The organism is Prevotella sp. MA2016 (assembly GCF_000619825.1).
GTDB lineage: Bacteria > Bacteroidota > Bacteroidia > Bacteroidales > Bacteroidaceae > Prevotella.
Genome location: NZ_JHUW01000012.1, coordinates 137,460 through 157,257, shown reverse-complemented (window position 1 = coordinate 157,257; position 19,798 = coordinate 137,460). Strand labels below are relative to the sequence as shown.

General features: G+C 44.1%; 20 protein-coding genes, 1 tRNA gene and 2 rRNA genes. 18 read left to right on the top strand and 5 right to left on the bottom strand.

Annotated features, from left to right (window positions below; translation table 11 throughout):
• The 3 genes from T360_RS0110265 to T360_RS0110255 form a co-directional block, all read left to right on the top strand.
• A 23S ribosomal RNA gene (locus tag T360_RS0110265) occupies window positions 1-136 on the top strand; the annotation flags it as partial.
• Between the two features lie 81 nt (window positions 137-217).
• Window positions 218-330 (top strand): 5S ribosomal RNA (gene rrf, locus T360_RS0110260).
• 65 nt (window positions 331-395) lie between these two features.
• Window positions 396-1,208 (top strand): alpha/beta hydrolase, encoded by an 813-nt coding sequence (locus tag T360_RS0110255; protein WP_028912705.1) that lies wholly within the window; start codon window positions 396-398, stop codon window positions 1,206-1,208.
• 114 nt (window positions 1,209-1,322) lie between these two features.
• Here T360_RS0110255 and T360_RS15165 read toward each other — a convergent pair whose 3' ends face one another.
• Complete coding sequence (locus T360_RS15165; RefSeq protein WP_051523512.1) at window positions 1,323-1,775, bottom strand: hypothetical protein; 453 nt, start codon at window positions 1,773-1,775, stop codon at window positions 1,323-1,325.
• A gap of 134 nt (window positions 1,776-1,909) precedes the next feature.
• A tRNA-Thr gene (locus tag T360_RS0110245) sits at window positions 1,910-1,983 on the bottom strand.
• A gap of 273 nt (window positions 1,984-2,256) precedes the next feature.
• On the opposite strand from T360_RS0110245, the gene T360_RS0110240 reads away from it, so the two are divergent.
• From T360_RS0110240 to T360_RS0110195, 10 genes are all read left to right on the top strand, one after another.
• A complete protein-coding gene (locus T360_RS0110240) occupies window positions 2,257-2,790 on the top strand; it encodes a DUF4199 domain-containing protein (protein WP_028912704.1) in 534 nt (177 codons plus the stop codon).
• Window positions 2,791-2,803: 13 nt separating this feature from the next.
• Window positions 2,804-3,760 carry a glycosyltransferase family 2 protein gene (locus T360_RS0110235; protein ID WP_028912703.1) on the top strand — a complete coding sequence of 319 codons (957 nt, stop codon included), beginning with the start codon at window positions 2,804-2,806 and terminating at the stop codon, window positions 3,758-3,760.
• Window positions 3,757-4,245 (top strand): DUF6452 family protein, encoded by a 489-nt coding sequence (locus tag T360_RS0110230; RefSeq protein ID WP_028912702.1) that lies wholly within the window; start codon window positions 3,757-3,759, stop codon window positions 4,243-4,245. The genes T360_RS0110235 and T360_RS0110230 overlap by 4 nt, the downstream gene beginning before the upstream one ends.
• Window positions 4,196-4,885 (top strand): DUF6048 family protein, encoded by a 690-nt coding sequence (locus T360_RS0110225; protein WP_036929423.1) that lies wholly within the window; start codon window positions 4,196-4,198, stop codon window positions 4,883-4,885. The genes T360_RS0110230 and T360_RS0110225 overlap by 50 nt, the downstream gene beginning before the upstream one ends.
• Window positions 4,885-5,910, top strand: coding sequence for an FAD:protein FMN transferase (locus tag T360_RS0110220; protein WP_028912700.1), 1,026 nt, complete (start codon window positions 4,885-4,887; stop codon window positions 5,908-5,910). The genes T360_RS0110225 and T360_RS0110220 overlap by 1 nt, the downstream gene beginning before the upstream one ends.
• A gap of 2 nt (window positions 5,911-5,912) precedes the next feature.
• The gene (locus tag T360_RS0110215; RefSeq protein WP_028912699.1) at window positions 5,913-6,590 is read left to right on the top strand and encodes a Crp/Fnr family transcriptional regulator; all 678 of its coding nucleotides are present in this window, start codon (window positions 5,913-5,915) and stop codon (window positions 6,588-6,590) included.
• 173 nt (window positions 6,591-6,763) lie between these two features.
• Window positions 6,764-8,845 carry a M3 family metallopeptidase gene (locus tag T360_RS0110210; RefSeq protein WP_155949493.1) on the top strand — a complete coding sequence of 694 codons (2,082 nt, stop codon included), beginning with the start codon at window positions 6,764-6,766 and terminating at the stop codon, window positions 8,843-8,845.
• Window positions 8,820-9,260 carry a dCMP deaminase family protein gene (locus tag T360_RS0110205; RefSeq protein ID WP_036929420.1) on the top strand — a complete coding sequence of 147 codons (441 nt, stop codon included), beginning with the start codon at window positions 8,820-8,822 and terminating at the stop codon, window positions 9,258-9,260. Before T360_RS0110210 ends, T360_RS0110205 begins: the two co-directional genes overlap by 26 nt.
• Complete coding sequence (locus tag T360_RS15160; RefSeq protein ID WP_051523510.1) at window positions 9,257-10,900, top strand: S41 family peptidase; 1,644 nt, start codon at window positions 9,257-9,259, stop codon at window positions 10,898-10,900. The genes T360_RS0110205 and T360_RS15160 overlap by 4 nt, the downstream gene beginning before the upstream one ends.
• Complete coding sequence (locus T360_RS0110195) at window positions 10,893-11,423, top strand: 5-formyltetrahydrofolate cyclo-ligase (protein WP_028912696.1); 531 nt, start codon at window positions 10,893-10,895, stop codon at window positions 11,421-11,423. Before T360_RS15160 ends, T360_RS0110195 begins: the two co-directional genes overlap by 8 nt.
• On the opposite strand, the gene T360_RS0110190 is transcribed toward T360_RS0110195, so the two are convergent.
• Both T360_RS0110190 and T360_RS0110185 read right to left on the bottom strand, forming a co-directional pair.
• Window positions 11,420-11,710, bottom strand: coding sequence for a DUF721 domain-containing protein (locus tag T360_RS0110190; RefSeq protein ID WP_028912695.1), 291 nt, complete (start codon window positions 11,708-11,710; stop codon window positions 11,420-11,422). The genes T360_RS0110195 and T360_RS0110190 overlap by 4 nt on opposite strands.
• Entirely contained in the window at window positions 11,703-12,803 is a 1,101-nt protein-coding gene (locus T360_RS0110185; protein ID WP_028912694.1) for a DNA replication/repair protein RecF, read from the bottom strand. The genes T360_RS0110190 and T360_RS0110185 overlap by 8 nt, the downstream gene beginning before the upstream one ends.
• Before the next feature lie 140 nt (window positions 12,804-12,943).
• Here T360_RS0110185 and T360_RS0110180 point away from each other — a divergent pair, with 140 nt between their 5' ends.
• From T360_RS0110180 to T360_RS0110170, 3 genes are read left to right on the top strand one after another with little or no spacing between them, the layout of a single operon-like run.
• Complete coding sequence (locus T360_RS0110180) at window positions 12,944-13,627, top strand: tetratricopeptide repeat protein (protein ID WP_028912693.1); 684 nt, start codon at window positions 12,944-12,946, stop codon at window positions 13,625-13,627.
• Between the two features lie 5 nt (window positions 13,628-13,632).
• Window positions 13,633-14,103 (top strand): 6,7-dimethyl-8-ribityllumazine synthase, encoded by a 471-nt coding sequence (ribH, locus tag T360_RS0110175; protein ID WP_028912692.1) that lies wholly within the window; start codon window positions 13,633-13,635, stop codon window positions 14,101-14,103.
• 16 nt (window positions 14,104-14,119) lie between these two features.
• Window positions 14,120-15,622, top strand: coding sequence for a HAMP domain-containing sensor histidine kinase (locus tag T360_RS0110170; RefSeq protein WP_028912691.1), 1,503 nt, complete (start codon window positions 14,120-14,122; stop codon window positions 15,620-15,622).
• 17 nt (window positions 15,623-15,639) lie between these two features.
• Here T360_RS0110170 and T360_RS0110165 read toward each other — a convergent pair whose 3' ends face one another.
• Window positions 15,640-16,602, bottom strand: coding sequence for a LuxR C-terminal-related transcriptional regulator (locus T360_RS0110165; RefSeq protein WP_028912690.1), 963 nt, complete (start codon window positions 16,600-16,602; stop codon window positions 15,640-15,642).
• A 152-nt stretch (window positions 16,603-16,754) separates the two neighbouring features.
• On the opposite strand from T360_RS0110165, the gene T360_RS0110160 reads away from it, so the two are divergent.
• Together T360_RS0110160 and T360_RS0110155 are read left to right on the top strand one after the other, a co-directional pair.
• Window positions 16,755-17,897, top strand: coding sequence for a Rid family hydrolase (locus tag T360_RS0110160; protein WP_028912689.1), 1,143 nt, complete (start codon window positions 16,755-16,757; stop codon window positions 17,895-17,897).
• Between the two features lie 14 nt (window positions 17,898-17,911).
• A complete protein-coding gene (locus tag T360_RS0110155) occupies window positions 17,912-19,762 on the top strand; it encodes an AsmA family protein (protein WP_028912688.1) in 1,851 nt (616 codons plus the stop codon).
• The last annotated feature ends 36 nt before the right edge of the window (window positions 19,763-19,798 follow it).

Below are 19,798 nucleotides of genomic sequence, written 5' to 3'. Positions count from 1 at the left end.
GCATCTAAGTGCGAAGCCAGCCGCAAGATGAGGACTCCATTGAGGGTCGTCATAGACGATGACGTTGATAGGGTGCAGGTGTAAAGACGGTGACGTCAAAGCCGAGCACTACTAATTGCCCGAACTCTTTCGCTTCATGCTGATATTATCAGATGTAGTTGTTTCTGGAACGAACTTCTACCCAGTTTTCTTGTGTCGACAATGTCAATAACCTATATTAGGTGGTTATTGCAGTGGGGTCCCACCTCTTCCCATTCCGAACAGAGAAGTTAAGCCCACCTGCGCCGATGGTACTGCAATGCAATGCGGGAGAGTAGGAAGCCGCCGTCTTTTTAAAGCGAAAGCCCTGGAGATACACATCTCTAGGGCTTTTTATTTTCAAAAACTAACGAACTATGAAGAGATTAAAAGTATTATCAGTGATGCTCACGATGGTTGTAGCCATTAGTGCGCAGAGTTACAAAACCGTTTCAAACATCAGTTATACTACTAAGTCTGATGCCTATGCCAAAGAGCGTTTGAAGCTGGATGTGTATTATCCAGAAGATAAAAAGGATTGTCCTGTAATTGTGTGGTTCCATGGTGGCGGATTGGAAGCAGGTCAGAAGGAATTGCCACAGCGATTGAAGGAAAAAGGATATGTTGTTATTGGAGCTAACTATCGTTTGTTGCCCAAGGTAACTGTTGATAAGACTATTGATGATGCTGCAGAGGCTGTGGCGTGGGCTTTCCGACATGCTAAGGAATATGGTGGCGACCCGCGTAAAATCGTCGTTACGGGGCATTCTGCTGGTGGTTACCTGACTATGATGCTATGTTTGAATAAAGCATGGTTAAAAGGCTATCAGATAGATGCTGACAGTGTTTGGCAGTATATTCCTTTTAGTGGTCAGGCCATCACTCATTATAATGTTCGTAAGATGCAAGGTATTCAGCCGTTACAACCAACAATCGATCAGTATGCACCACTTTATTGGGTGCGTAAAGATTGTGCGCCTTTGGTGCTGATTTGTGGTGATCGTGAGTTGGAACTCTATGGCAGATATGACGAAAACCAATATCTGGCTCGCATGATGAAGCTGGTGGGCCACAATCAGACCTATCTGTATGAGATTGACGGTCATGGACATGTTGGTATGGTTGATCCTGCTTTTCATATTCTTGATACGCATATCAAGCAGATGCTGGGGCAGCCTGTTAATCCCTGATTGTTACTGTTGTGATCTTAATTTTAATTAAGGATGCTAATCTTGCAATTTGATTGTGACAGATTTGTAATTTAGAAAAAAAATTATTTAAGTTACTTATTGTATGTAATCAACTTAATTGTTGAGAGCTATTTCTTTGTCACGCAGTTTAGCCATTTCGAGTTTAACGAATTGGTGGGCACGGAAGAACTCGTTGAGCTCAAGTTTGAGGAAATCTTCGATGTCGGGAATTTCTGGTATGAATAAGATGGTAGATTTGCAGTGTACATCAACGGTCTTGGCTTCTTCATCAATGGTGTAAACAGTCATAACGCTGTTATTGAGATTGGCCATATTGATAACTTTTTTCAGACGAGCAAAATCATCGATATCATATAACTCAATATGATCCCAATGGGTGTCCCATAGTTGGATGAATCGCAGTGCGTTAGTGGCATTTGCAATAAAATGCTCACCTTGATAGGCGAAGAAGATACGTTCGTCTTCATCTTCTTTTGGTAATTCGTATTGGCAACCAATCTTTGTCAGTATGGTTAATAATAGGTCTCTTGTTCCTTCTGTTTCCATTGTGTCCGATGCTTTTTTATGCAAAGATAAATAATAAAAGTGAATTATCCAAATTAAGATAAGACTTTTCTAGTTTCTTTTTTGCTGAATACAAAAACAGGAGGATAGAATGTTCTATCCTCCTGTTTATTGTGAGCCTCTTGTCGGATTCGAACCAACGACCCCGAGATTACAAATCACGTGCTCTGGCCAACTGAGCTAAAGAGGCGGGTGGGTAAGCGATCTGCATCGCGCCGCTACAACCTAATACCCTTGCTGCGTTCCCACCCTGGGGGATTCAAAGGGAGCTGGCCGTACAGGACTTACCCATGTTTTCAAAGAACTTCTGCTTTAAAGCGGGTGCAAAGGTAATCATTTTAATTAAGAAATAAGAATTCAACATTAAGAAAAATAGAGTTTTTAACTATTTTTTTGTAGAAAGCCCTTATTATGTGCGGGAAAATGCGTATTTTTGCACACTGATAAAGGTAAATGTAAAATAATGACTGCACCAGAATATATACAATTAAAAGCTTACGCACGTCAGGATGGCTTTTTTCTGGCCATGCTGTGGATCGCTAGTTTTGCTAGTTATATCGTAGGACTGACTAATCAAACATTGGCTATGGCAGCTATGCTGATGGCTGTGATGACACCATTTTTTGTGGCAAGCAGATTACGCAAATTTCGTGATTATGGGCTAGAAGGTGTCATCTCCTTTGGGCGTAGTTATGCTTATATCATCTTTGTGTTCTTCTATGGAGCCATTCTGTTGGCTGTAGCTCAGTATCTGTATTTTGCTTATATGGACAATGGTTATCTAGTTAACTCATTTGCTAAGATGATAGGCTCAGAGGAGGGACGTGTTATGCTAGAGCAGTATGGCATGGCTAAGGTGGTGAATGATGGCTTAGCTGAAATGGCGATGACTCGTCCTATTGATTATGCATTAAATATTCTCACAATCAATATTTCGTTGGGCTTTATTCTCGGTTTGCCCATAGCATTGATTATGCAGAAACGTAAGATAGAATAGAAGAATTGAAATTATGGATATATCTGTAGTTATACCTCTTTATAATGAGGATGAGTCTATCCCTGAACTTTATGCATGGATAGAGCGTGTAATGAACGCTAACAATTTTAGCTATGAGGTGATTTTTATCAACGATGGTTCTACTGACCGTTCGTGGGAGATTATCTCTGAATTGCACCAGAAACAGCCTGATGTGGTTAAAGGTATCAAGTTCCGTCGAAACTATGGTAAGAGTCCTGCTCTGTATTGTGGATTTGAGCAGGCTCAGGGAGATGTGGTGATCACGATGGATGCTGACCTTCAGGACTCGCCTGATGAAATTCCTGAATTGTATCGTATGATTAAGGAAGATGGCTATGACCTTGTGAGTGGCTATAAACAGAAGCGTTATGATCCTATTTCAAAGACAATCCCCACTAAACTGTTTAATGCTACTGCACGCAAAATTAGTGGAATCAAGAACCTGCATGACTTTAATTGTGGCTTGAAGGCTTATCGCAAGGCTGTTGTGAAAAATATCGAGGTGTATGGCGAAATGCACCGTTATATTCCTTATCTGGCTAAGAATGCTGGCTTTGATAAGATTGGTGAGAAGGTGGTTCAGCACCAGGCTCGTAAATATGGCTCATCGAAGTTTATGGGGCTCAACCGTTTTGTGAATGGTTATCTGGACCTACTTACTCTTTGGTTCTTGAGTACCTTCGGAAAGAAGCCTATGCACGTTTTCGGATTTCTGGGAACAGTGATGTTTTTTATAGGTTTTGTGTCTGCTGCGTGGATTGGTGCCGATAAGCTATGGTGCCTGGCTCATCATATTCCACAGCGTTTGGTGACCGATTCGCCCTTCTTCTACATCGCTCTGACTATGATGCTACTGGGAACACAACTATTCCTTACTGGTTTCCTTGGTGATTTGATTAGTCGTTCGTCTAACGGACGTAATGATTACCAGATAGAGGAGAAGATATGATTAAACGTAGTGTATATTTGTTGCTGACCTTGCTGATAGTGGCTTGCTCGTCTGTCGATTGTCCCGTTGACAGTACGGTTGCAACCATGTATCAGATTCGCAATAGTGATGGCTCGGAACTGAAACTTGTTGATACACTGACAGTATCTTCTACTCGGGCTGATGGCAAAGATACTATAATATATAATAAAGGTATCAATGTCAGCAGTTTCAATCTGCCTATCAGCTATTCTCATCCTGAAGATGTGCTGGTGTTACAGTTTAATATAGCAAATACCGATTCGTTGGTGAAAGATACGGTATGGGTTAAGAAGGAGGATTATCCTCATTTTGAATCTGTGGACTGTAACACAACCTATTTTCATACTGTGACGGATGTTAATTATACCCGTCATTACCTCGACTCAATAGTGATTAACAACCCATCAGTTACATATGACTCTCAGACGGTTCATTTCTTCCTCTATCCTAAGAGCAACGATTAGTATTCTGGTACTCTCAGCATCGGTGCCAGTTCAGGCTCAGAAGTTTTTCTCATTTCAGAAAGACTCTGTGCCCATGTTTCGTGGTTTTGCTGTCTCGTTTGATTTAGTAGGTGCAGGATTGATGGCGTTTACTGACAATGGTCAGTATGAGGGAGCTTTGCGTGTGAATCTGCACGATGAGTGGTTTCCAATTATCGAGGCCGGTGTGGGACGTGCAAATCATGATGATGATGTGACGAAAGTGCATTATAGTACGTCGGCACCTTATTTCAGAATAGGTATTGATAAGAATCTGTTAAAGGATAAGCATGGCGACAATCGTTTGTATGGAGGTCTGCGCTACGCCTTTACTTCTTATAAGGTAGATATCTCACGTCCTGATACTCCTGATCCTGTGTGGCTTTGGGATACAGGGTACGGTGTGAAAGATGCTTCTTGTAACTATCACTGGATAGAGGCTGTGGTGGGTGTTGATGCCAAGATCTACGGTCCTCTGCATTTGGGGTGGAGTTTGCGTTACAAGAGGCGTGTGTCGCACAAAGAGGATGGCAATTTTGGTAATACCTGGTATGTACCTGGTTTTGGCATTTTTGGAGACACCCGGTTGGGAGGAACATTCAATGTGATTATTGATATCTGATGCAACAACTTCATAACAAAAAACTCTTGTGGCAGTTGCCTTTTTTGGTGCTGCTCATTGTTGGTACGGTGCTGATTATTCGCCAGCAGCGGTATATGCCTTATCAGAAAAGTGCTGATAAAGTGTTTGGAACCTTTTATCATGCCGTATATCAGTGTGATTCTGACCTGACCTATAGTATCAATGCCGAGTTGGCAAAGGTGGATGTCTCGTTATCGCCATTCAATCCAAACTCGGTTATCACTGCCGTGAATCAGAATAAATCAGTGAAACTGAACGATATGTTTTTGGATGTTTATCAGTTAGCTATGAAGATCTCAGACGAGACCGAGGGCGCTTTTGATATCACTGTAGCCCCCTTGGTGAATGCCTGGGGATTTGGGTTTAAAAATGGTTTCGAGCCTTCAAAGTTGCAGGTGGATAGTCTGATGCAGGTCATTGGTTATCGGAAGGTTAGGCTTGAAAAGGGCGCTATCTATAAGACTGACGATCGTATTATGCTCGACTGCTCTGCCATAGCCAAAGGTTATGGTACAGATGTAGTGGCCCGATTGCTGCGCGGTATGGGTGTGAATAATTTTATGATTGAGATAGGTGGCGAGATTGTGACCAGTGGTGTGAATCCGGAAGGTAAGCCTTGGCGTGTAGGTATTTCAAAGCCCATTGATGATATGCAAGGTACTAGTCAAGGCGTTCAAAGTATTGTTGCTATTACCGACAAGGCAATGGCTACCAGTGGCAACTATCGTAACTTTTATTATAAAGGTGGCAAAAAATATGCGCATACCATTGATCCCAAGACGGGCTATCCCGTGCAGCATAGCTTACTCTCGGCCACTGTGTTTGCTAATAGTTGTGCTGTGGCAGATGCTTATGCCACCTCGTTTATGGTGATGGGGGTAGAGAAAGCTCAGCAACTGTTGGATCGCCATCCTGAACTGATGGCCTATCTCATTTATAGTGACAAGGATGGGAAGAATGCCGTATGGTATTCACCTTCCCTTAAAAACAAGTTACAGGAATAATTATGGCTTTGCTCCAAATCTTTGATAAATTATTGCAGTTTCCTCTGTTTCAGGGAATGAGTCGCGACGATTTGGAGATTGTGGCAGGTCACACACGTTTCGGCTTTCAAAAACAGAGTGCAGGCAAAACCGTTGTGAAATCAGGCGATACCTGTAATCAGCTTTACTTTCTGATTAATGGCAGTTTGAAGGTGCGCTCATTTGCTGATGACTATGGCTATCTGGTTGAGGAGCAGATTTCGGCTCCTTACATACTTCAACTTGAATCGATATTTGGCTATTATCAACGCTATACGCGTGATTTCGTAGCTCAGACAGATGTTAACTTCCTGACGCTTGACAAGGAAGAGGTGGTGCGACTGACGGAAGATTTTCTAGTGTTCCGCCTCAATATGGTTAACCACTTTGCCACTCAAACACAGAAACAAATGCGCCAAGTGTGGTCTCGGGCGCCTCAATCACTTGAAGACCGACTGGTGCGATTCTTTACTCAGCATTGTCTTTATCCTGCTGGACATAAAGTGTTTAATATTCTGATGACACGTTTGGCCGAAGAGGTGAACGATAGTAGGCTCAATGTGTCGCGAATTCTGAATGATATGCAGTACCGCGGACTGATAGTGTTGAGTCGTGGAAAAATAGAGATTCCACAGCTCGAACGCCTGCTTTACACCAAGTAGAAACGCCTATTCTTGTCGTTTTCAGCTTTTTTAATGTATTGTTTTGTAAAGTATCGGATTTTTGTCGTAACTTTGCAGTCAAAACCGCGAGAACAGGTTGCACCTCTGCAATTCAAGTTAACTTGATTGCGCTCGGTTTGCACCGTCCTTGCAATCCGAAAAGAGTTAGTATAATGATGATTGAAAAGAAAGCTAGAACGAACCCGTTCTTTGAACCTTATAACACACCTCACGACACAGCCCCTTTTGATCGTATCCGCATGGAGGATTACGAAGAGGCTATGTTGGAAGGTATTCGTCGCGACGATGAGCAGATAGAACGTATTATCAATAATCCTGCCAAGCCTACATTCGATAACACCATTGTGAGTGTTGATGACGAAAAGGATAAGGAGGGTTACTATGATCTGTTGGGTCGCGTATCTACCGTATTTTTTAATTTGCTTTCTGCTGAGACCAACGACGAGATGGATGCGCTGGCCCAGAAAATGAGTCCTATCCTCACCAAGCATGCTAATGATATCCGCCTAAACGAACGTCTGTTTGAACGCATTAAATACGTGCACCAGCATCATCGTAAGCTGACTGCAGAAGAAAAGATGTTGCTTGATAAGTGCTATGATGGTTTTGTACGTAGTGGTGCGTTGCTCGATGCTGCAGGCAAGGAGCGTTTGCGCCAACTTACCGAAGAGGCATCGATGCTTGGACTTCAGTTCTCTCAGAACCTGTTGAAAGAAAACAAGGCCTTTACGTTGCATATTACCGACGAGGCTCAGCTCGACGGCCTGCCCGAGACTGCTCGTGAGGCTGCTGCTCTGGCAGCAAAGGAGCAGGAAAAGGAAGGTTGGGTGTTTACGCTCGATTTTCCTTCGTATTCGCCTTTTATGACATATAGCACACAGCGCGACCTGCGCCGCCAGCTGTATATGGCCAAGAATACCGAATGTATCCACGATAATACTGAGAATAATCTCGAAATCTGTAAGCGCCTCATAAACTTGCGTCGCGAACTGGCACAGTTGTTAGGTCATAAAACCTATGCTGATTATGTGCTCAAGCATCGTATGGCAGGTAATGTGCGCAATGTGTACAAATTGCTTAACGACCTGATTGCTGCTTACAAGCCTACAGCCATTAAGGAGGTGAAGGCAATCGAGAAGATGGCACGCAAACAGGAGGGTAATGATTTTAAGTTAGAACCATGGGATTTTTCTTTCTATTCTCATAAGCTGCAGCTCCAGAAGTATAATCTTGATGCAGAGATGCTGCGTCCATATTTTGAGTTGTCGAAGGTGATTGATGGTGTGTTTGGTCTGGCCAATCGCATGTATGGTATTACCTTTAAGGAAAATAAGGATATTCCTGTTTACCATCCCGATGTAAAGGCTTATGAGGTGTTTGATGAAGATGGCTCTTTCTTGGCTGTCTTTTATGCCGATTTTCATCCCCGTAAAGGCAAACAGGGTGGGGCTTGGATGACCGAGTACCAAGGACAATGGATTACACGAGAGGGTGAGAATGTTCGTCCCCATGTAAGTGTGGTGATGAATCTAACCAAACCAACCGAAGAAAAACCCGCCTTGCTCACACTTGGCGAAGTGGAGACCTTCTTGCACGAGTTTGGACACTCGCTGCATGGTATGTTTGCCAACACGCGTTTCGAAAGCTTAAGTGGTACTAATGTATGGTGGGACTTTGTAGAGTTGCCTTCGCAGTTCATGGAGAATTTCGCTATCGAGAAAGAGTTCCTTCGCACTTTTGCCTTCCACTATCAGACTGGCGAGCCCTTGCCTGATGAACTCATCGACCGCATTGTAAAGAGCCGCAACTTCAATGTGGCTTATGCTTGCATGCGTCAGGTAAGCTTTGGTTTGCTGGATATGGCTTATTATACTCAGAAAGATGAGTTTACTGCAGATATTATTCCGTTCGAGAAGCAGGCATGGGAGAAAGCGATGGTGCTGCCCCAGTTGCCTGATACCTGTATGACGGTGCAGTTCTCACATATTATGGCGGGTGGCTATGCTGCAGGCTATTACAGTTACAAATGGGCCGAAGTGCTTGATGCCGATGCCTTCAGTGTATTCAAGAAACATGGCATTTTTGATAAGCAGACGGCCAGCAGTTTCCGTGAAAATATCCTGTCGAAAGGTGGTACCGAAAATCCAATGACATTATATAAACGGTTCAAGGGTGGAGAACCCACCATTGACGCATTACTTAAAAGAAATGGAATCAAACGACAAACAAAGTAAACTGGACGTACGCTATCTGCGTATGGCACGTATTTGGGCCGAGAATTCCTACTGCAAGCGTCGCCAGGTGGGCGCGTTGGTAGTAAAGGACAAGATGATCATCAGCGATGGTTATAATGGCACCCCCAGCGGCTTTGAAAATGTATGCGAAGACGATGACAACGTGACTAAACCTTACGTGTTGCATGCCGAGGCTAATGCTATCACCAAGTTGGCCCGTAGCAGTAACAATAGCGATGGTGCTACTATTTATATCACGGCTTCGCCTTGTATAGAGTGTGCCAAGCAGATTATTCAGGCTGGTATCAAACGCGTGGTTTATGGTGAGAAATACCGTCTTACTGATGGTATTGACCTCTTGGAGCGTGCTGGTATTGAGGTGATCTATATTGGTTTAGAAGACATAGAAAAATGAGTAAGAATAGAACAAATCGGTTCATGCCATTGTTAATGGCTGTCTGTGTGGTTGTTGGCATTGTGATAGGCACGTTTTATGCTAACCACTTCTCAGGAAACCGTCTGAATATCATAAATTCGAGCGGAAACAAACTCAATAATCTGCTACATATTATCAGTGATCAATATGTTGATACTGTGAATATCAACGATTTGGTTGAGAAGGCTATGCCTCAGATATTGGCAGAACTTGATCCGCATTCCGTTTATATCAGTGCACGCGATGGAGAGATAGCCAACGACGACCTGCGAGGTTCTTTTTTTGGTATAGGCATTGAGTTTACCATTCGTCAGGATACTATCCGTGTACAGAATGTGATTGGTAATGGTCCTGCCGAGCGTGCTGGCATGCTGGCTGGCGATAAGATTGTTGAGGTTGATGATTCTGCTTTCGTAGGCAAGAAGGTTACTAACGAAGAGGCCATGCATCGTCTGAAAGGTCCCAAAGACACAAAGGTGAAACTGGGTGTCATTCGTTATGGTGAAAAGAAAATACGTCATATTACCATCACCCGTGGCGAGATTCCAACAAAGAGTGTCACAGCTTGCTATATGCTTGATGAGGAGTGTGGCTATATTAAGATTAGGAATTTTGGCGAGAATACCTATCCTGAACTGCTTATTGCATTGGCTAAACTCTCACAGCAGAGTTTCACTAATTTGGTTATAGACTTACGTGGTAATACTGGTGGCTATCTTGAGTCGGCTGTTCAGATTGCCAACGAGTTTTTGTCGCGTGGTCAGCTTATTGTCTATACACAAGGACGCGCTTTCCCCCGTCAGGACTATCGTGCTGATGGACGTGGCTCTTATCAGCGCTTGCCATTGGTAGTATTGGTTGACGAAAGTTCAGCTTCGGCATCAGAGATTTTGGCAGGAGCTATTCAGGATAATGATCGTGGAACAATTATTGGGCGCCGTTCGTTTGGTAAAGGTTTGGTTCAGAAACCAATGGAGTTTAGCGACCATTCTATGATTCGCCTCACTATTGCCCGGTATTACACGCCTTCTGGACGCTGTATCCAGAAGCCATACAACAATGGTAATCATTATGACGACGACTGGTTGACACGTTATCAGCATGGTGAATTCTTCTCGAAGGATAGCATCAAAAACACAGGTCCAGAATATCATACTAATAATGGTCGTATAGTTTATGGAGGTGGTGGTATTACGCCTGATATCTTCATTCCTGAGGATACCTTAGGTATTACCTCTTATTATAAAGAGGCCGCTATGTCGGGACTTATCTTACAGTTTGCGTTTACATATACCGATGATAATCGTAGTAAACTTGCTGATATGAAGAATGTAAAGGAGATGGAGACTTATCTCAAGCGTCAGAATATTGTAGAACAATTTGTGAACTTTGCTGATAAGAATGGCCTGAAGCGTCGCAATCTTATGATACAGAAATCGCATAAATTGCTTGAGCGCTTTGTGGTTAGTCGTATCATCTATAATATTCACAATGAACAAGCATGGACCGAGTATCTGAATCAAAACGATCCAGTGATAGACGAAACGTTACGTTTGTTTCATGCAGAAGGTGCTTTCCCGCAAAAACCAGCTCTAAAACCGAAGGCAAAGCATGCTTAAAAACGAACTTAGAGCATTAATGCGTCAACGTAAACGGCAGTTCACTCAGCAGCAACTGAGTGAACTGTCGCTGCCTATTGTGGCTCGAATCAAGTCTTTGCTTCGTAACAGTCGCACCATCGTTGCCTATTATTCGCTCAACGATGAAGTAGATACGCATCATTTGATAGATGAGATGGTGCAAGAAGGAAAGATTGTTTATCTGCCTAAAGTGGTAAGTGATACAGAAATGGTTTTGTGTCGCTATACCGGTCGTGATAGTTTATCGCCCGGTAGCTTTGGAATTATGGAGCCTCAAGGACCTGTTATGCCACATAATACGTCATTCGATGTAGTACTGGTTCCCGGAATGGCTTTCGATGCAGATGGGCATCGGTTGGGTAGGGGAAAGGGGTATTATGACCGATTCTTGAGTACGATGATGGCTCCCCGTTCACTTTTAGTTGGTGTTTGTTTTGATTTTCAGAAAGTAGAATTAGTACCAACAGATTCGTGTGATATTTCTGTTGACATAGTTGTTTAATGGAATTGCACGTCTGCTATTACTTGACTACCTACGTGGGCATTCAGTTTCTTTACTAATTCTCGGCGCATCATTGATAAGTCAGCACGTATAGCAGGATTTGTGAGATGTACGTATAGTGTTTGATTCCTGATATACAAATTGTCGGTATAGTTGGCAATCATCTCACCAACCACATCCTTCCAGGAATCTATCAGTCGTTTTTGCAATAACGGTGTTTCAAGTCCCTGTGTTCGCAGATTCTTAAGAATCAGGTCTTTTATATTTTGAACGTCGCGTTTAAACATCTTTTCGTAGTTCTGTTATTTCTCCATTGTCAACATGAAATATCTTGTAGTCCAGAGTTGATTTGCTTAGTATCAAATCCAAATGGTCACGATTCGTGTCAGTAATGAAAATCTGTCCATATTCATTGCCTGCCACTAATTTAACAATCTGCTCTACACGCTGAGCGTCGAGCTTGTCAAAAATGTCGTCAAGTAAAAGCAGCGGTGTAGTCTTAGCATTGGTACGCTTCAAGAAATCAAACTGTGCCAATTTTAAGGCAATCACAAATGTCTTGTTTTGTCCTTGGCTACCTTCGCGTTTCATCAGATGATCGCCTATAGTTATCTCCAGGTCATCGCGATGCACGCCATGCAGCGAGTAGCCGATGGCACGATCCTTGAACCGGTCGCGCTGTATCACGTCCAGTAGTGGGCCGCGCTGACAGTGTGAAATATAATTCAGTCCAACTTTCTCTCGATTACCAGATATCGTTTCATGAATGCGCTGGAAGATAGGCGTCAATTCCTCTACAAACGCTTTTCGGCTCCGATAGATTCGCTCGCCTTCAGAGGCCATTTGCTCTTCGAATAGGCTGATGACATCTATGTTTGGCTCCTCTTCCTGTTTCAGCATTGTATTGCGTTGCTGCAAGGCCTTGTTATAGCGGTTCATAGCTTCCATGTATCCGTGGTCGTATTGAGCTATCACCATATCCATTAGTTTGCGGCGCTCCTCGCTGCCACCTTCTATCAGCAGCGTGTCGGATGGTGATACTACCACAACAGGTATCAGTCCGATATGTTCCGACAGTCGGCGATACTCTTTTTTGTTACGCTTAAAGTGTTTTTTCGTACCTCGTTTCATACCACAGTAGATATGCAGATCACCTTCGTAGGCACCCTCCAGCACAAAAAACTCAGCGCCATGGCGTATAACCTGAGAGTCGATTGGATTGTTAGCAGAGTGGCAGAACGATAGATAATATATAGCGTCCAACACATTGGTTTTCCCCACGCCATTCTGTCCTATCAGGCAGTTTATTTTGGGTGAGAATTCTAGTGTTGCTTCTGCTATGTTTTTGTAATTGATTACCGATAACTTTTCTAATATCATAGTGCAAAGGTAGCGTTTTTTGGCCATTGATGCTAAGGATTAACACAGATTAATAAATATTTTCTGCAAAATGATATAAAATGTGTGGCTTTTTTAGTATCTTTGCACCCGATTTTTAGAAAATTAAAATAATAAATATAATGGCAAATACAACAAATCAACAGCAGGCCGCCCAGACAGCTGAGCAGAGCCTGAATCAGAGTGAGGCCTTCTTCGTTAAATATCAGAAGACCATTATTGCTGCAATTGTAGCTTTTGTAATTATCGTAGTTGGAGTAGTTCTGTACAAGACTTATGTCAGCGGTCCTAATGAAGTAAAGGCCAGCACAGCTATTGCAAAGGGTCAGGAACTCTTTATGGCCGGTGACTATCAGAAGGCTTTGAACGGTGACAGTGTAAACTTCAAAGGATTTGTAAAACTTGCCGACGAGTACAGTAGCACTGCGGCTGGCAACCTGGCTAATCTCTATGCCGGTTTGTGTAGCGCAAAGTTGAATAAGTGGGAAGATGCAGCTAAGTATCTTGAGGCTTTCGACGGTGCTGATGATCAGATGATTTCTCCTGCAGCCGAGGGTGCTTTGGGTAATGCTTACGCACACCTGAACCAGCTTGACAAGGCTGTATCACACCTGAAAAAGGCTGCTGAGAAGGCCGACAATAACTCTCTGTCACCCACTTTCCTGATTCAGGCTGGTGAGATTCTGGAGAGCCAGGGTAAGAACGATGAGGCTCTGAAACTATATCAGAAGGTTAAGGAGAAGTACTTCAACTCTATGGCCTATCAGACTATCGATGGCTATATTGAGCGTGTTTCAGCAAAATAATATCCATGGCTACAAAAAACTTATCGGAATACGATATTACCACAGTGCCCGACGCTTCGAACATGATTTTCGGAGTTGTCGTGGCCGAGTGGAATCCAGAAATAACAGGCGCCCTGCTCGACGGATGTGTTAGCACACTCGAAAAGCATGGCGCTTTACCTGAAAATATCCATGTGAAAACGGTGCCTGGTAGCTTTGAGCTCATTTATGGTGCTCATCAAATGACTCTCAATGATGGTTACGATGCTGTAATTATTCTGGGTAGCGTTATCCGTGGCGAGACTCCTCATTTTGATTATATCTGTCAAGGAGTTACTGAAGGAGTTGCCCGTCTTAATGCTACAAGCAACATTCCTGTTGTGTTCGGATTGCTTACGACAAACGATATGCAGCAGGCACTCGATCGCGCTGGCGGTCGATTGGGCAATAAAGGTGACGAGTGCGCCGTAGTTGCCATTAAGATGGCAAAGTTCTAATCTATTACAATCTATTATGAAAAAGGTATTTATTCTTCTCTTAAGCTTGGGCTTAAGCTTCGGCACTGTAAGTGCTCAAGAAGCTAAAAAAAGTGAGTTGCATCAGCGTGCTGAGAGTGATTATGAAAAAGGAAATGTGGCAAGTGCCCGTTTTCATTACATTCGTGCTTTCGAGGATTATGCTCATAATGGTCAACTTAAGGCCAGTATGGAGTGCGCTACGCGCGGTACTTATTTTTATTATAGAGATAACTATTGGAAAGAGGCTTTTGATTTACTGCGTCGTGCCGACCAGGAAATAGATGTCCGCGGCAAGAATGCTAAGGAGAAAGCTGCTCTTCATTATATCATTACCAAGGAGCGTTTGACTATGTACATTAAGCTCCGTAAGAGCGATAGTGCCAAGGATCAGATTGGTATAATGGAGAATCAAGTAGCCTATGCTGCCGACGAGGAATTGAAGAACGATCTTCTTTATAACAAAGCGGTATATCATTACTCTTTTGGGCAGAATGCTCAGGGTAATGAAGTTTTCAAGGAGATGGCTAGTAAGCTTACTGCCTCTAAGCAGTACGACAAGGTTGACGAGGTTTACAAGACGCTTATCTCTAATGCCCGTCGTAGTGGCAATCCCAATATGGTGGCTCAGTCGTACAGCAACTATCTGGCTTGGAAGGATTCTGTCAACAACTTGAAGCATGCCGATGAGATTGGTGCTCTGAAAAAGCAGATTTCGGATAATGAGGCTAAGATTGAGGATCAGGCTAGCTCGCTTACAGCGCGCCAGGCTATCATAGTAGGTCTGTGTATTCTGGCAGCAGCTCTTGCAGCAGCTCTGGTGTTGGGTGGCATAGTGCTGATGCGCTATATCCTGCTTACACGTAAACAGAAAAAACTGATAAATCTGGCTAACGAGAACAATGCTCTCAAGGCAAAGTTTATCAGTAATATCTCTGCTCAACTCAATCCTACACTCCACAAACTCGATGCTAAGATTCCTGAGGTTAAGGCTCTGCTCGATTTCTCTGAGCATATCGCAACTCTCTCTGATCTTGAGAATACCATCGATCAGGAGGTTGAGATGGCCGATGTACAGCTCACTCCATTCTGTGAAGAACTGGTTAGCAGTATTAAGAGTCAGGTTAATCCTGGCGTGGTTGTTAAAACCAATGTGCCTAGCTTGAGCGTTAATATGAATAAGGAGTATGTATCGCATATTCTGCAGCATCTGTTGGTAAATGCTGCTATCTATACCCCCAAGGATGGTACTATATGGTTGGAGTACAAGAAGCGTGGTGCACATGTTCACCAGTTCTTGGTATCTAACACCGGCGAGCCTATCCCTGAGGACAAGCGCGACGATGTGTTCAAACCATTTACTGAGGTGAAAGACTTTACCGAGGGTGATGGTCTCGGATTGCCCATCTGTAAGCAGATGGCCATTAAGATGAAGGGAGACCTTGATATTGATCCAGAGTTTACCAAGGGTACACGTTTCGTGTTGTTGCTACATTCTTAAGCAAACAACTACACCTTTTATAACTTTACAGTTGAAATGTCCACCAGCCCATTGACTATTGCATAAATGGTCAATCCGGCTGGTGAATGTATTTGTAGCTTGCGCGCAATATTGCGGCGATGAGTGATAACTGTATTGATAGAGATGCAAAGGTGGTCGGCAATCTCCTTGTTCGACATGCCTTGTACCAGAGCGATGATAACATCTTTCTCACGGTCACTCAGCGCGTCTGGATTCTGAGCTGTAGCACTTCCAAACACCATGCCAGAGATATTGCGAGTCACATCCTGCTGTTTGGTTATCTGTTCCAGACGGCGGATAGCTGGCACAAAGATATGGTCCTCTACCAAAGCATGCTGGCGCAGCCAAACCTCATTTTCATAAATATCATGCAGTGTGGCGGTCAGCTGATTGTTGTGCAGTCCATCCTGTGGCAGATATTTGATGATGAGCAATTTAAGTTCGCGCAACTTTTTGTCGGTAGCACTATGATGTTTTGAAAAGGTTTCTACATTGTAATCATTGGCAGGCTGACCGTCAATTAGTGACTTTACGTAAGGGAAGAGTGTCTTCTGTTCATATTGCATGTGCCGACGAATCTCATGAGCATACTCGTCGTAGAACTTCAAAATAAGTCGCGCTAGTGAATCGTTCTCGTTCAGACTTTCACTTAACTCGCGTCGAATGTAAGGAAGCTGAAATTCCAAAAAATAGGCGTGGCTCGCTTCAAGGTAGTGTAGCAATGTGGGAACACTGAGCTGTTCGTCGGCATCAAAATCTCCGTATCCGTTCATTGCATAGTTTACTATGGCCAGAAAAGTGTAAGTGTCAACACCATTATCCTCGCAAGTTTCGCGCACCGTCTTGTCGCCAAATCCAAGGTTTATGCCAAAACTTCCAAGTGCCTGCAACAAATCGTAATTATCGCGGATTAATGATATCATTTTGTCGTCCGCTTCATACATCTTCTGATTTTTCATTTCCTTGTTTGTATGCCTATTAATGATTACGGGTGCAAATTTAATACTATTTTTTGAGATATACAATACTTATTATTAGGTATTTTTTTGCAGCTTGCTGCTAGTTTCTCGATTATTCTTTGTATCTTTGTGGCCAAAAGCAAGTAACTAATATGAACCAGAAACTATCTCATATAGATTTCGAACAGGCTGGTGCCGACGTGTTCTGTTTCGATAACGGAACTGAGGTATGCGAGTATCATGCGGTAATTCGTGTGCAGCAGACTTGTCTTCCGTTTGCCCAGCAGCTCGATGCTGTATTGAATGCCTATAACAGCTTGCTGACTCAGTTGCCTGGGGCGCAAGCAGTATTTAAACGTTATTTTTTAAGCGATGCAGCTAACCAGGCAGATGCGATTGTGGTGAGCGATGTAACTGATTGTGCCAAGAGCATCATCCAGCAGGCGCCTTTGGATGGTACCAAGGTGGCGTTGTGGGTTTGGCTAATGACAGGCGTTCAGACCTCCATTACCCAGAGTGAGCTCTACGAGGTCAGCCATGGTCAGTTCCGTCATCTGTTTAATGCTTCGGCACATAACCTAGCTGCTAATTCTGAGTATCAGATGCGCCTGCTCTTCAACGAGTATATCATGCAGCTTGCTCAGGAACAGTGTACACTGGCTGATAACTGCATTCGCACATGGTTGTTTGTGAATGATATCGATTTGAACTACGGTGGCGTGGTGCGTGCCCGCAATCAGGTGTTTTTTACTCAGGGGTTAACTGTCAACACCCATTTCATTGCCTCTACCGGTATTGGTGGCCGACAGCAGGATCCTAACGTGCTCGCACAGATGGACAATTATGCTATCGCAGGTGTACGCCCCGATCAGGTGCATTATCTCTATGCGCCTACCCATCTCAATCGCACTAGCGATTATGGTGTATCGTTTGAGCGTGGCACTATGGTTAGCTATGCCGATCGCCGTCATGTGTTCATCTCGGGCACCGCTTCAATCAATAATAAGGGAGAGGTGATGTATCCCAATGATATCGTTAAGCAAACCCATCGTATGTGGGATAATGTCGAGGCACTGCTGGTGGAGGCAGATTGCAATTTCGACGATGTTGCCCACATGATTATTTATCTGCGCGACGTGGCCGATTATCAGCTGGTGCGCAGTCTCTATGCCGAACGATTCCCTGGTAAACCCTGCATTATCGTTCATGCGCCGGTGTGCCGCCCTGGGTGGCTCATCGAGATGGAGTGCATGGCCGTTAAGTCGGTCTGCCTACCCAATATGCCTCAGTTCTAAACTGGTTTAAGCCTATGAAATCCTTGCGTTTGGTTGTCAAACTGCTAGTGGCATTCCTGCTGCTGGTGCTTATTTTGGTGGGCACAGGTGTGGTGCTCGTGAATAGTAAGGCGTTTCAGCAACGTGTGCTGCGGCAAGCCACTCAGATGCTTCGTGATCGTCTGCAAACGCAGGTTAGTATCGATAGCGTGGATATCCGTTTTATGGCTCAGCAGCTGCGCCTGTATGGTTTGCATGTGTCTGATCAGCAGCAGCGTCCACTGCTCACTGTTCGTCAGGCAGGAGCGGATGTTGATATCAGCGAGTTGTTAAGCAATAAGATTACCATTAAGGATGTTGAGCTGTCGGGTGCTCGTGCTCTGCTGCTCAAACCGGCAAAAGATTCGGTGGCTAACTTTCAGTTCCTCCTTGATGCTTTTAAAAAGCAGCCTAAGGCTAAGACGGATACCACCGTGGCGCCTCGAAAACGTATTCAGTTTGATATCCACAGTGTGCGCCTTAGCGATATACAGGCGACCTATAATCAGATGTCTTTGCATCTAAATCAATCTTTTATTAAGGGCCGGAATGGCAAGTTTCAAGTGCAGACTAGGATGCAGTTGGCTACCGATAACCATAAGCCTCGCAAAAACACTGGCAAGCCCAAGCGTGGCTTCTTCGATGTGGGGCATCTTGATGTTGCCTGCGATTTTAAAGCCACCATTGATGCCACCGATCAAGACACCCTTCGCCTTGCTCTCACCCAGCTACATGCCGTGGATTCCATTACCGGTATTCACATCCGTAACATGCAGGCACAGGCTCGTTTCGTAGATCGTCGGTTGCTGCTTAGTGATGTAGAGGTACAGCAAAAGCATACTCAGTTGCACATTGCCAATGCAGCCATGCAGTTGCCTAGCAAGCGCGATAGTATCCCCTTCAGTTTTCACTCTGGCCCCATCACTGGTACCGTCTATCTGCAAGATATCTCGCGTGCCTTTGCACCTGTGCTTAGCAAGTTTTCACTACCTTTGCGTCTTAGCTGTACCATGAGTGGTAATCAGGATAAGCTCAGCTTCCGTCATGTCAAGGTGGGCACGGCAGATAAGAACCTGGCTATCTCTGCCACCGGCGATATCACCAACTTGAAGAGCAAGGAGCGTCTCACAGTGCTATTCCGCGTCAATAAGATGACAGCCAAGAATGGCATCCCTGAGCGTATTATCAGTCAGTTTCCTGTTAAGCGCCTCATGATGGCGCAGCTTCATAATTTAGGCGACATCAGTTATGTAGGCAGTTTTCGTGTTATCCGCAAGGAAGAGCGCTTTTGGGGTACTCTTGGTACCGCAGTAGGTAGTCTGAAATTCCTATTCTGGTTGGATGAGCGTAATAAGTATGTGATAGGCCATGCCAGCACCCGTAAGTTACATTTTGGTCATGTTATGGGTATGAAGGATATCGGTCCTCTGTCGGCCAATGCCGATTTTAAGATAGATTTCAGCAAGCCTCGCACCTTGGTTATGCGTCGCAAGTTGGGTGGCAAGTTGCCTATAGGTGCTGTTAATGCCACCATCGATGATTGCAGTTATAAAGGCGTTCATGTGCGCAATGTGGCCGTTACTGTAAATAGCAATGGCGCTGAGGCTACCGGCGATGTCATCCAGCGTGGCAACTGGCGCGACATCTCCTGTTCGTTCTCTTTTACCGATACCAACCAGATGCACAAGCTCAAGGTAAGTCGTGGTCGTATGAAGTTCCATAAGATGACCGACGAGGCCAAGCAGGCCAAACGTGAGCGCAAAGAAGCCCGCAAAGCCGAGCGCCAGGCCAAGCGCGAAGCCAAGAAAGCCGAGAAACCAAACAAAAAGTCGTTTTTGTTTTTTTAGCGCCAATAACTTGCAACTTTCAAATATCTTTCGTAT